General features: G+C 44.8%; 8 protein-coding genes and 1 tRNA gene. 4 read left to right on the top strand and 5 right to left on the bottom strand.

What is annotated here, in order from left to right; translation table 11 throughout:
• Positions 1-416: 416 nt before the first annotated feature.
• Entirely contained in the window at positions 417-1,790 is a 1,374-nt protein-coding gene (hemN, locus tag OXI21_RS01500; protein WP_279617782.1) for an oxygen-independent coproporphyrinogen III oxidase, read from the bottom strand.
• Positions 1,791-2,059: 269 nt separating this feature from the next.
• On the opposite strand from hemN, the gene pyk reads away from it, so the two are divergent.
• Together pyk and OXI21_RS01490 are read left to right on the top strand one after the other, a co-directional pair.
• Complete coding sequence (gene pyk / locus OXI21_RS01495) at positions 2,060-3,493, top strand: pyruvate kinase (RefSeq protein WP_279617781.1); 1,434 nt, start codon at positions 2,060-2,062, stop codon at positions 3,491-3,493.
• Positions 3,494-3,593: 100 nt separating this feature from the next.
• A tRNA-Ser gene (locus tag OXI21_RS01490) sits at positions 3,594-3,683 on the top strand.
• An 824-nt stretch (positions 3,684-4,507) separates the two neighbouring features.
• Here OXI21_RS01490 and OXI21_RS01485 read toward each other — a convergent pair.
• The 3 genes from OXI21_RS01485 to OXI21_RS01475 all read right to left on the bottom strand — a co-directional run bounded on the left by OXI21_RS01485 (position 4,508) and on the right by OXI21_RS01475 (position 7,317).
• Positions 4,508-5,026, bottom strand: coding sequence for a hypothetical protein (locus OXI21_RS01485; protein ID WP_279617780.1), 519 nt, complete (start codon positions 5,024-5,026; stop codon positions 4,508-4,510).
• Between the two features lie 137 nt (positions 5,027-5,163).
• Positions 5,164-5,475 carry a hypothetical protein gene (locus tag OXI21_RS01480; RefSeq protein WP_279617779.1) on the bottom strand — a complete coding sequence of 104 codons (312 nt, stop codon included), beginning with the start codon at positions 5,473-5,475 and terminating at the stop codon, positions 5,164-5,166.
• A 579-nt stretch (positions 5,476-6,054) separates the two neighbouring features.
• The gene (locus tag OXI21_RS01475) at positions 6,055-7,317 is read right to left on the bottom strand and encodes a site-specific integrase (protein ID WP_279617778.1); all 1,263 of its coding nucleotides are present in this window, start codon (positions 7,315-7,317) and stop codon (positions 6,055-6,057) included.
• Positions 7,318-7,659: 342 nt separating this feature from the next.
• Here OXI21_RS01475 and OXI21_RS01470 point away from each other — a divergent pair, with 342 nt between their 5' ends.
• Positions 7,660-8,430 (top strand): transporter substrate-binding domain-containing protein, encoded by a 771-nt coding sequence (locus tag OXI21_RS01470; RefSeq protein ID WP_279617777.1) that lies wholly within the window; start codon positions 7,660-7,662, stop codon positions 8,428-8,430.
• 99 nt (positions 8,431-8,529) lie between these two features.
• On the opposite strand, the gene OXI21_RS01465 is transcribed toward OXI21_RS01470, so the two are convergent.
• Positions 8,530-9,171, bottom strand: a complete 642-nt coding sequence (locus OXI21_RS01465) for a HEPN domain-containing protein (protein ID WP_279617776.1) — start codon at positions 9,169-9,171, stop codon at positions 8,530-8,532.
• 165 nt (positions 9,172-9,336) lie between these two features.
• On the opposite strand from OXI21_RS01465, the gene OXI21_RS01460 reads away from it, so the two are divergent.
• Positions 9,337-12,171 carry an FAD-binding and (Fe-S)-binding domain-containing protein gene (locus tag OXI21_RS01460; RefSeq protein WP_279617775.1) on the top strand — a complete coding sequence of 945 codons (2,835 nt, stop codon included), beginning with the start codon at positions 9,337-9,339 and terminating at the stop codon, positions 12,169-12,171.
• The last annotated feature ends 474 nt before the right edge of the window (positions 12,172-12,645 follow it).

The raw sequence follows: 12,645 nt of genomic DNA, 5'->3' as shown, positions 1-12,645 counted from the left end.
CGGTATTTAAATTGTTGTGATTATGGTAAGTATTGTCGGATAATTCCGCGTTAAACCTTGATTTATTAGTAATTATTGTTGTTTGTGAATGATTTAACTCAATTTGATATTGATTCAAAGTTATCACAGCTTTTTTTTGTTGGCAAATCCCTGTGATCATAAATCGAACAATTTAATGTGATCCATTCAAAAAAGCTATAATTTCACCGACTTATATAACGATCATTCCGTTGCGCAGTGTGGATAAGTGGCGCAATTTTCGTGCGCGATTTGTGTGATTTTGCTTAATTGATTTTACAAACCCATAAAAAAACGCCGAGCGATCAATTGTCGACAGGGCGTTTTCGTGCATTCTTTTTATACAGGAAAATTTTACCAAAACGGCGCGATTTTCCAAAAATGAAGCGTGAGAATGATTAAATCACTCGCGAGAAGCGATTATCATTTTTCTTCAAATAAGCGTCAAAGACCATTCCAATGTTACGAATTAAGAGACGCCCTGCATCTTGGACGTAGTAGATGCCATCTTTAATGAGGATTAATCCATCGTCCTGCATTGCATCAAGTTCAGGAAGATCGTCTTTAAAGTATTCGCGCGCATCGATATTGAATTTTTCGCTAATCACATCAAGATCGAGTTTTAAGTTACACATGATTTCGCTAATCACGTGGCGACGGATCACATCATCTTCCGTGAGTTTCACTCCGCGCTGAATGGAGAGCGTGCCCTCGTCGATCATTGCTTCATACTCTGGCATCACTTTGGCATTTTGCGAATAGATGCGGCCAATTTGCGAGATGGAGGAGATTCCCATACCAATGAGATCGCAGTCCGAATGGGTGCTGTAACCTTGGAAGTTACGATAGAGATTCCCCTCTTTTTGCGCAATGGCGAGCGTATCGGTGGGTTTGGCGAAATGGTCCATCCCAATATAGATATAGCCGGCCTCGGTGAGGCGCTCGATAATCATCTTAAGAATCGCCAGTTTTTCATCAGGCGTTGGCATATCCGCTTCATTCATCTGCTTTTGCGTTTTAAAGAGATGGGGCATATGCGCGTAGTTAAAGACCGAGAGACGATCGGGCGAGAGTTCTAATACCTCGTCGATGGTTTTCTCAAAGGTTTCCACCGTTTGGAAGGGAAGCCCGTAAATGAGGTCGATCGAGATGGAGCTAAAGCCACATTCGCGCGCGGCATTTAAGGTTTCAAGGGTGATCTCTTTAGGTTGAATGCGATTCACCGCTTTTTGCACTTGCGGATCGAAATCTTGCACGCCCATACTTAAGCGGTTAAAGCCGATTGAGCGAAGGAAGCGCACCGTATCGGCATTGGCTTCACGGGGGTCAACCTCAATGGAGTATTCCCCTTCATCATCGGGCAACAGATTGAAATGCTCGCGGGTTTTATCCATCAGCGCTTGCATCTGTTCTTGGCTTAAAAAGGTCGGGGTACCGCCACCCCAGTGGAGCTGTTTGACCGGCGCACGATTGGGAAATAGGGCGCTTTGACGCTCAATCTCTTGGAAAAGGCGCTCTAAATAGGGCTCCGAGCGTTTACGGTTATTGGTAATAATTTTATTACAGCCGCAATAAAAACAGATCGTCGCGCAAAACGGCACGTGGAAATAGAGCGATAGCGGCGTGTTATTCTCATTGGAAAGGCGCGCAGCTTCGATGTAATCTTCATTGGTGAAGGCATCGGTAAATTGAACCGCCGTAGGATACGAGGTGTAACGGGGCCCCGCTTTATCATATTTGGCGATGAGCGCTTCATTAAAAATTTTATTCATATGGGATCTCGATTGCTTTGCTGAATTGAAAACCTCCCAGACCAGACCTTTATCGACATATTGATAAGAGCGTATTGGGAATTGAATTATATTCCCCCATTATACCGCAGTTGAGTTCAATTGTGAGGACGAATCGATAATCCTCGCTAAGTTTATGAAAGCGTTATACTATACTTAAAAGACGCTCGATGGGAGTGGTCGGGCGGATATTCTCGAATATATGAGCAACTCACTCATCATTTATCACCGATAAAAACAAGGAGAAATCTATGCTTCGCCGAACCAAAATTGTTGCAACGCTTGGCCCATCTACTGATAAAGAGGGCGTGTTGGAAGCACTTATTAAAGCGGGGGTGAATGTCGTTCGCCTTAACTTTTCTCACGGCACTCATGATGAACACATAGCTCGCGCGAAAAAGGTGCGCGAAATCGCTAAACGGCTCGATCTTCAAGTAGGGGTTTTATCGGATTTACAAGGCCCTAAAATCAGAATTGATCGCTTTAAAGAGGGTCCGGTTGAGCTTAAAGAAGGTCAGCGTTTTATCCTAGATAATACCCTTGATGAAAATGAAGGAACCGTTGAGCGCGTTGGTATCTCCTATAAAGAATTGACTCAAGATGTGAAGCCGAAAGATGTGCTTCTCTTGGATGATGGAAAAATCGTACTTGAAGTTGAGATGATTAAAGAGAACGAGGTGCATACCATTGTGGTGGTACCGGGTACGCTCTCCGATCGTAAAGGAATCAACTTAAAAGGGGGCGGGCTCTCAACGGCGGCGCTCACCGATAAAGATAAAGAAGACCTGATTTGTGCAGCCGGATTTGATACCGATTTTATCGCTGTGTCGTTTCCCCGTTCTGCCGATGATATGTTAGAAGCGCGCGAGCTGTTAAATGCGGCGGGCTCGAATGCCTCGATCGTCGCGAAAATTGAACGTACTGAAGCGCTCGATAATATTGATGAAATCTTAAAAGTGTCCGACGGCATTATGATTGCTCGGGGTGACCTTGCGGTTGAGATTGGCGATGCAAAATTGATGGGCGTGCAAAAACGCTTTATCAAAAAGGCGCGTCAATTTAACCGTTTTGTCATTACCGCTACGCAGATGATGGAATCGATGATCGAAAACCAATCGCCAACCCGCGCGGAAGTGATGGACGTTGCCAACGCAGTACTCGATGGGACGGATGCGGTGATGCTTTCAGCAGAGAGTGCGGCGGGTAAATATCCCGTTGAAACGGTGAAAGCGATGGCGGAGATCTGCATTGGGGCCGAGAGTGAAATCGTGCCGATCTACTCCAATCTTGATCTGTTACAGCGTAAGAAAAAATTCAAACGCACCGATGAAGCAATTGCAATGTCATCGATCTTCCTTGCGAACCAATACGACGTTCAAGCAGTAGCATGTTTAACCGAAACGGGCACCACGGCGCTCTTAATGAGTCGCATTAGCTCAAATCTGCCGATCTACGCCTTTACCCGTCACACAAAAACCTGCAATAAACTCACTGTGTGCTGCGGGGTGAACCCCATTGGCGTCGATGTTAAACACGCAAGCGATGAAGAGATGACCGCTGAAATCATTAGCGTACTAAAAGCGCATAACGCGGTCGAAACCGGCGATCGAATCATCATTACTCGCGGATCTCTTAACTACGTAGAAGGCGGCACCAACACGCTTCGCATCGCGGTGGTTGATTAAGGATTTGTGGGTTAATGATTCGAAATGCTGAATTTTTAACCAGATGATAAAAAGAGTTTGCATTTTATTTCCTACTCTATATAATGCATAACTCTCAACTGGAGGTGTGGCCGAGTGGTTGAAGGCACCGGTCTTGAAAACCGGCAACGGGTTAAACCGTTCGTGAGTTCGAATCCCACCACCTCCGCCATATAGATAGTCTAAGCCTCTGATAATTCAGGGGCTTTTTCTTTGCCTGCTCTTCTAGGGTACCACTTAGGGTACCACTTGTTTTTAGTTAGTTCCTTTTATTGAGTCCGCAAAACTGGCTATTACTGCCTCAATGGATGCCGCTCATTGTTTGGCTTAACGCCTTACGCTTCTAACGTGTCCAAAAACTGCTAGGCCATGCCTATTGGTTTAACGATAGCCACTCATTAGGTTTTCCTCTTTCTGCGCTAATGACCACTTAAAAAAGCCTTAGGTACTTCTCTTTTGCTTTATACATGCAGTGGCGTTGACTCGCAAAACCTCCCTATTTTTTTCTTTGCTGCGTGTGTGTTTGTTTGATTCACTTCCTAACGCGCCTCAAATAATAAGCCATTGGCGTGGCTTCCTGTCCACTCGTTGCGCTTTTTAGCGTATCGCCCTATAGTCCGTTGCGGGATTTCCCGTTATCGTTATACCGATATTGGCCGCAATCCTGTCCAATGGAATAGCCCTCTTTTTTATGGAGTCTAAAAATTCCTTTTTTATGGTCTGCAAATATTAAGTTTCAGGTTTTATAAGGTTTGCCGTTATGGGCTTTACCATATCGGGCTGTCTTGTCTTGGCCTGCAATATTGGTAATACATATGGCTATATATAGTAGGTGTACAGATTCTGTATTCAGGAAAGGGGCAAAAACAGCAAAACTTAGTACAGATTCTGTATTCTAATTGGTTTCGTTGGATTTCTGAGTACAGTTTCTGTATCAGGGAATCTAATTTTTATTAGCTGCAATTGCCATATTGAAGGCATAAAAAAAGCGCCCTTTTAAGACGCTCCTTCATTTAAATTATTATCATTGCTGGCTATTAAGTCCCTACGGTCTTTTAGTTCCTCCTGCCAAAAACCTAACGGCCTGCTGGTTGCTTCTCTGGTTATTTTCCTGCGCCCGTATTTATCTTCGCACTCATCAATAGCCACAAAGGTTAGGGCATACAGATTACATATCCCGCGCCCACCTTGTCTTGTTAGGATAATCACTCCCGCCTCTCTTAGCTCATTAATGGCTTTTTGTAGAGTGGTTGGTGAGTTCCAGCCTTCATTTTTTAAAACGCTCCATGCGGCTTGTAAATCACCGTTGTTGTTTTTTCCTAACTGCTTAATGAGTTGGAGTAGTAATTTTGAGGCAATGGGGCTTAAATCGGTTAGCGCCTGACTTTGTAAAAAGTTATAAGGCAATGCGGTAAAGCGCTCATCTCCTATTCTTTGTTTAAGAGGCGCGTTTCTTTGTTTAGCCTTTTCCCTGCTGCGTTGGGTGAATCTACGTCTATTTAATTGATTATCCATAAGAAAATAAAAACCAATCAAATAGTAATAAACTAAAAGCATTATAAGATAACTTATAACATAAGTTTTTTTTCATGCTATTATATTCTCCATGGAGAGAGGATAAAATCCTCTCCCTTGTAGTTAAAAATTAGCTATTATTTTTTTGGCTTCCTTGAATTAGCGCTGCTGCTTTGGTCGGTATCAGCGCTTTTTCTTTGCCTAAAATCTGAATCATTCGCGGCTGGCTCTAACCAATAACGCTTATATCGGTTGCCGTCGGCATCAGTTTCCCATAATGATTGGATTGGTACTCCTGCGGCTATCTTGGCATGAACATAGGCTGCCAATCGGTGATAGTCTGCATACATTACCGCGTCGTAACAAGTAAGGCCTACGCGCCCACGCGTTAGGAATAGCCCCCATAGTCGTTGGGTTTTATCCTTCTTTAGTTTGTTTGCTTGTTTCATTGTATTAGCTCCTCATTAGCTAGCCACGCCTCAATGGCAATGGGGTCATATAAAACAGTTGAGCCACGTTCCAATGGCTTGGGGAATCCGTCCTGCTGCCTCCAGCGTTGTAAGGTTGACTGGCTGATTGAAAAAAACAGGGCTGCGTCTTTTGCTCGTACATATTTTGGTTTTAACACGTCCATTTTTCACCTATTAAAATGTTAAGTAAGTGGGTAATAGCATTGATAATCATGCTATCTCTTGAGGGTCATTGTAACATCGCCCTTAAATATTGTTGCCCAAAAATTGTTGCCCAAAAAGTTACATGTTAATTTTTGAAATTAAGCTTTTTACATAATTTTAAATTATAAGAAACACTTTGCCCCGATAGAGTATGGAAAGCTATAGTGGTCGTGAGTAAAAAGCCTCCAATTGATTTATTAAGACACGGAAATGCTGTATAAAAAATATACAATAATATTGGGGTATATGAAAAAATAATCTGCTTTTTGGTAAGTTTTAGAGAAAAAATATAGGAAAAACTCGGATTTTGTTTAAGACCGATAAAAAGCTATCTATTTAAAATAGAAGGATTGGCTAAGCATGCAAACTAACTACATTATTCTTTTTGGTTTCATTAATATGCTGCGCCCATGCCTCCATTAATTGCCTGCGCCGTTCCAGTAAGTCGCCACGCCTATAGGCTGCCTCTACTGCATTGCCTATGGTATGCGCTAGGGCTTGCTCTACTACGATATTTTCGAAGCTGGTAGCCTCTGCTGCCCAATCTCGAAAGGTTGAGCGGAATCCATGAGGGGTAATCGTTTCGCCGTTGGAATCCTTCCAGCCTTTGCCGTCGGCTTTGGTCTTTGCCTTATCCATGCGGCGGGCTTTCATAATCATCGCCATATTGTTAAGCGGTTTGCCCTCTGTGCGTCCTTCAAAGAGTAATCCGCTAACTACTTGAGGAATCTGCTCTAATACTGTTAATGCGGCGCTGCTTAAGGGTATGCGCTGCTCTCGTCCTGCTTTCATACGTTCCGCTGGAATCGTCCATACCTTGTTTTTTAAATCAAACTCTCGCCAATGCGCGTTTAATACTTCACTTGTGCGCGTTGCCGTTAGTATGGTGAGCTGTAACGCCTGAGAGCTTGCCGATTGGTCTTTGATTAATGATTGCCAAAACGCGCCTATTTCACGCCATGAGAGCGCGGGGTGATGTCTTACACTGCTGCGCTTGCGTTTGGGTAGTAGCAATTCTAAATGCCCACGCCATGCGGCTACGTTCTCGCCTGTTCTAAGTCTGCGAACCTTTGCGGCGTTTAAAACTAATTCAATGCGGTTTCGTACACGGCTGGCGGTTTCGTTTTTGGTTTCCCATATCGGCTTGAGTATCTCTAGGATATGCTCGGTTTTAATCTCTTGCGGGGTTAAATCACCGATAACAGGGCTGGCGTATGTCTTGAGCGTGTTTTCCCATTGCTGCGCGTGCTTTGCATTTGTCCAGCTGCTGCGGTGTGCTTCAATGTAATCGGCGGCAATGCTGTCAAAGGTAACGCGCTTGGCTTGTTTAAGGCGTTCCTGCTCTTCTCTATGCTCTTGTGGGTCAATCCCTTTAGCTACTAGGTTGCGCTCGTTATTGGCTAGAATACGCGCCTCCGATAAGGTAACGCCATCATAAGAGCCTAAACCTATTTTTCGGCGCTTGCCGTCCAATTGGTAACGGTAAAGCCATGAGCCTACATTCTCGCCGTTTACTTTTAAATATAATCCTTCTCCAGCGCTGTATACGCCTTTGTTGCCGTCCTTAATTAGCGCGGCTACTCCACGCGCCGTATTCGCTTTGGGTTTACTACTCATTTCTTCACCTTTTGGTAGTTCTAGGGTACCACTTAGGGTACCACTTTTTTCTGGTAACAGGTGAAAACCAGTGATGGCTATTGAATAGGGTAGAAGCTGGAAAGTATTGGTATTACTATAGTTTGGAGGATGTTTTAGAGTGGATTAGAGGGTTATTGAATACTGGTTATAAATGACACCACCTCCGCCATATTGAAAAGCCCTGATCATTTAGTTGGTCAGGGCTTTTTCTTTTGTGTTTTTTAAATCACTTATTGAATATTGATTTGCCTCTGATTGGTGATTTCTGCTATCACTATCTTTCTAACCGACATAAAAACAATATTGATTAGGAGGATTGGAATGTTTAAAAAGACGTTATGGCTATCGGCGGTGATTGCGTTGGGACTAGGTATGGCAGATGCTCGTCCTTTAAGTGAAATTGAGGCATCTGGCGTTTTAAAAGTGGGGGTGCCAGGCGATTATGCACCACTTGCATTTTATCAAGATGAAGCATTAGTTGGATTTGATGTTGATGTCGCTAATGCGGTGGCTAGTCATTGGAATTTAACACTCGAATTTGTCAACACAAGTTGGCCGACGCTGTCTGAGGATTTAGAAGCCGATAAGTTTGATATCGCGATGGGCGGTATTTCATTCACAAACGATCGTAATGAGCGTTTTCAGTTAACCAAACCCATTATTCCAGATGGAAAAGTGGCGATGGCGCAGTGTGAAAAAGCGACGTCCTTGAAAACGCTTGACACGATTAATCAAAAATCAACGATTGTAGCGGTTAATCCGGGCGGTACGAATGAACGCTTTGTGAATGCTCATTTTGATCAAGCGACCATTGTGAGAACGCCGGATAATGTGAAAAATATTCAGATGATCCGTGATAAAGAAGCGGATATGATGATTACTGATATGATCGAAGGAAACTATTATCAGCATCATGAGCCTGAGAGTTTTTGTGTGACAAACGACAAACCATTTGCAGGTACAGAAAATCATCAAATTTATATGACGCAACAGGGAAATGAAGCGTTGATTCATAAGCTCAATGAGTGGCTCGTTGATGATCATCTTAATTTGATTGCCGAGAAGTGGGGCATTCAATTACACATTGATTAGAATGATATATTCTATATATTTTATTGAGTGAATTAAAAAGCTCAGACCCTAAGGAACTGAGCTTTTTGCTATTTGGAGAGAGGGGAATCGTCTCTTTATCTAGTCAGGCACATAGGGATAAAACGGTTTGCCCCAATCGGTTTCGGGGTGATTGAGTAGGACGCGAATGCAAAGGGCGACAAAATCGAGCAGGAATGCGTAGGCATCGTGGAGTTGGTCGCGGTTGGCTTTACTGTTATAGGTCGCGCCCCCGTGGAATACTTGGTTGCGTAGGGTGTAGAGGCGTTCGCAGACAATATTAATAATCGCCGCGGTATCTTTATTAGCGAGCGCGCGGTGGGAACGTTTTTTCGCCTCTTCAAAATCTTCAAGCCAGGCATTTTCACCATAAAGACCGTTATGGAAATCCCAAAATGGTTGGAACACATAGCGGTTATCCAACAAAAGACGAATGCTCGAGGAATATTTGCTCCAGACAAGATTGTAGGTGGCCTCGGGCTCAAATTGACAAATGGAATGAATAAAGAGGCGAAAGCCCTGTTTATCGGAGGAGTTAAAGAGGGTCTCTTTGGCGTAGATGGCATTAAACCCGATCCAGAGCGCGATAAAACCCATATCAAGATCATCCCGTTCAGCGGCCGCCTTTTCAAGCCAACTGATTGCGCGATGCACCCGCAGACGTAATTCTGGCGGTAATTGCTCTCGGATTGCGTGATATTCTGCTTTTAATGCCTGTTCCATGACTCCTCCTCAATCGGTTTAATAATCAAATAAATATATCATTTATGAATATGAAGCGGAATTTTAAAATCAATTAGCGGATATTTTGGGGAAACTGTTGTCAAGTTATCATTTCAAACAGATAATGAAGGCATCGTGTTTTACGCTGAAGATTTGGATAGAGAAATGTACGAGATTGATGCCGCGCATCGCGCGTTTGCAGAGGCGGTGGGCGCCTTTTTGGATTCATCACAAATATATACCGATTTTTTGAGCCGATTTGCTTACGGAACCGATGCGAGCTTTTATCGCTACGTCCCGCAGGTGGTGGTGCGCGCACATACGGAAGCGGAGATTATTCAGCTCTTTCAGGCGGCGAAAGTCCATCGAGTCGGGCTCACCTTTCGCGCTTCGGGCACCTCGCTCTCAGGGCAAACCTCGGCAAAATCGGTCTTGGTGTTGATGGGCGATAGTTTCTTCTCGTGGAATATCTTAAATCAAGGCGAGCAGATCGAGCTTGGGCCGATGGTGATTGGCGCGCGGGCGAATGGCTATCTTAAACCTTACGGCGTTAAAATTGGGCCCGATCCGGCATCGATCAACACGGCGCGTATTGGCGGGATTTTATCGAATAACAGTAGCGGCATGTGTTGCGGGACGAAAGATAATAGTTATCACACGCTTGCCGATCTGCGGGTCGTACTCACCGATGGCACGGTGCTCGATACCAAAGATCCTGAGAGCGTTGCGGCGTTTCGGAAATCACATGAGACCTTTTTAGCAGAATTAACCGAGCTTGCTGAGCAGATTAAGCATGATCCGAAACTCTCTGAGCGGGTACGTCATAAATATCGCCTTAAAAATACGACGGGCTATGGGGTTAATTCGCTGTTAGATTACGATGATCCGATCGATATTTTAAAACATCTTTTAGTGGGGGCAGAAGGGACGCTGGGCTTTGTCAGCGAGGTGACCTATAACACCGTGCCCGATTATGAAAATAGAGCGTCGGCCTTTCTCTATTTTGAGTCGCTGGCGGATTGTTGTAGCGCCGTTGCGGGGATTAAAGCCGGGGCGATCGTCGATGCGGTGGAGTTGATCGATGGGAAGAGCATCCAATTTGTTGGAAATGTGACGCGGGATCTACCGCCTTTCTTCTACAATGAATTAAATGAAGATTCGGCGTGTCTTTTAATTGAGACTAAGGCGGAGACGGCGGCCGCGCTCGATGAGCAGATTGCGGTGATCGATGAGATTGCTAAAGCCTATCACTATAGTTATCACACCGGATTTCAGAAAGATCCCGCCATTACCGAGCATTATTGGAATGTGCGCAAAGGTTTGCTTCCGATCGTTTCAAAAGGCCGACCAGAGGGAACCAATGTCATCACCGAAGATGTGGTCTTCCCGATGGAGAAAATGGTGGATGGCGTTCGCCGTTTGACGGAGCTTTTTAAGGAATATGAGTATCCTGAAGCGATGATTATGGGGCACGCGCTTGAGGGAAATCTCCATTTTGTCTTAGTGCAAAAGATGAGTGATGATGCGGCCGCGAAACGGTTCGATGCTTTTTTAAATGCGGTGGCGGATCTTGTGGCGGTTGAGCTTGGCGGATCACTTAAAGGGGAACACGGCACGGGGCGAAATATTGCACCGTTTGTCGAGCGGGAGTGGGGCGAGGAGATCTATGAGATTATGCGCCGCATTAAAAAACTGTTCGACCCTTCCGGGATTTTAAATCCCGATGTCCTCATCACCGACAATAAAAACATTCATATTGAATCGATCAAAGCGATTCCACAGACGGATGATCTGATTAATGATTGTATGGAGTGCGGATTTTGCGAGCCGGCGTGCCCGTCTGATGGCTATACCTTAACGCCACGCCAGCGCATTAGTGCTTATCGCAATATGGAGGCGCTGCCGGAAATTCGGAATAATCCCACGCTCTATAATGAGATGAAAGCGCTCTATCAATTTAAAGGGATTGAGAGCTGTGCGGAGACCGGGATGTGCGCGTTACGGTGTCCTGTTGGCATCAATACCGGCGCGTTTATGCATGCACTGCGCGGGGAAAACTCGAGTAAATTGCAGGATATGGCGCAGCGTCATTTCAGTAAAGTGGAAAAGGGGGCGCGTCTTGCGGTCGGCGCGGTACAAGCGCTCGGGGTGAATCGAGTCGCCAATCTCACCGAATCGCTTCATGGGAAATTCGAAGGGATTCCGATTATTCCGAAATCACTTCCTCATCGCGTGACGGATTTTAATCAAACCCAAGAGATTACCGCTCGAGACGGTGCGGAGCACAAAAAAGGTAAGCAGGTGGTTTACTTTGTGTCGTGTGTGAATCGATCGCTAGCGGAAGTTGGTAGTGGAACGAGTACCTTTACCCATACCGTGAGTCTCTTTAAAAAAGCGGGCATTACTCCGATCATTGTCGGCGATGGGTTATGTTGCGGACAGCCGTTTGAATCAAAATGCAATCATCAAGTGGCCGATCAGGCGACGCTGTCGCTTAACAGAGAGCTGCTTCGCGCATCGAATAAGGGCGAGATTCCCATCTATATTGATAATGCGCCGTGCGCAAAACGCATCTTTGAGGCGAAAAAACGGGGCTTTTTAGACGATCACTTGAAGCTCTATGATGCGGTCTCCTATATAGATAGACATATCGTGCCAAATTTAACGATTACACCAAGGTCGGAGGCGCTGTTTTTACATGTGCCGTGTTCGATTACTGCGATCGGGGAGAAAGAGGCGCTGACTCGAATTGCGGGGCGCTGTACCGCTCAATTGGTGATGAGTGATATCGATTGCTGCGGCTTTGCCGGCGATAAAGGGTTTAAGCAACCTGAGCTCAATCGCAATAGCCTACGTCATCTTCCGCTTAAAAGTGATGGGTGCGCATCGGGCGTATCTGCAAGCAAAACTTGCCAGATCGGGCTTACGGAAACAAGCGAGCTTCCTTTTGCAAGCATTGAGGCGTTATTAGATGAGTGCAGTGAAGCGAAGAAAGGGTAGAACCAATATAGATATATAGATCTATATAAAACGAAGGGAGGCAAGAGCCTCCTTTTTTATGGCCGGAGAATAAAACTTCATAAATATTTGCCCAGTTTCTAGGCGATTTGAATCATTGGGAGCGGCGGGTTTGCAGGCCGTTTCGTCTAACGGCTAAGTTTTTTCATAAAACCCTCAAAATTCTTTCCTCGCCAAATCATGGTCTTATTGCGGTTTTGTGACAATCTTTCGATTTTCTTTTAAATCGGGGTTGACGTATCTTAAATCTTCGCTATAATTGATCACCTGTTTCGGCAGAGAACAAAAAAATCTTCCAGGCGGCGAGGTTAGTTTCTTTAGGAAATTAGCGGAGTTTGCAAGATTGGCACTTTAACAATTGGGTTTGTCAGTTTCGTTTTTATCCCCTCAAATTGATTTGAGGCGTTGATTAAACGGTCTGTTTTACAGGGTTTAAGTTGATAGATTTTCGAACAT

The organism is Ignatzschineria sp. RMDPL8A (assembly GCF_029815055.1).
In the GTDB taxonomy this organism is placed as follows: domain Bacteria; phylum Pseudomonadota; class Gammaproteobacteria; order Cardiobacteriales; family Wohlfahrtiimonadaceae; genus CALZBJ01.
Note: the sequence above shows the minus strand (reverse complement) of the source record. Positions and strands in the feature narration are given on the sequence as shown.

Bases quoted from the DNA above. Each gene is read 5' to 3' on its own strand.
- pyk (WP_279617781.1), top strand. From the start codon at position 2,060: ATGCTTCGCCGAACCAAAATTGTTGCAACGCTTGGCCCATCTACTGAT.
- hemN (WP_279617782.1), bottom strand. From the start codon at position 1,790: ATGAATAAAATTTTTAATGAAGCGCTCATCGCCAAATATGATAAAGCG.
- OXI21_RS01485 (WP_279617780.1), bottom strand. From the start codon at position 5,026: ATGGATAATCAATTAAATAGACGTAGATTCACCCAACGCAGCAGGGAA.
- OXI21_RS01475 (WP_279617778.1), bottom strand. From the start codon at position 7,317: ATGAGTAGTAAACCCAAAGCGAATACGGCGCGTGGAGTAGCCGCGCTA.
- OXI21_RS01460 (WP_279617775.1), top strand. From the start codon at position 9,337: ATGTACGAGATTGATGCCGCGCATCGCGCGTTTGCAGAGGCGGTGGGC.
- OXI21_RS01465 (WP_279617776.1), bottom strand. From the start codon at position 9,171: ATGGAACAGGCATTAAAAGCAGAATATCACGCAATCCGAGAGCAATTA.
- OXI21_RS01480 (WP_279617779.1), bottom strand. From the start codon at position 5,475: ATGAAACAAGCAAACAAACTAAAGAAGGATAAAACCCAACGACTATGG.
- OXI21_RS01470 (WP_279617777.1), top strand. From the start codon at position 7,660: ATGTTTAAAAAGACGTTATGGCTATCGGCGGTGATTGCGTTGGGACTA.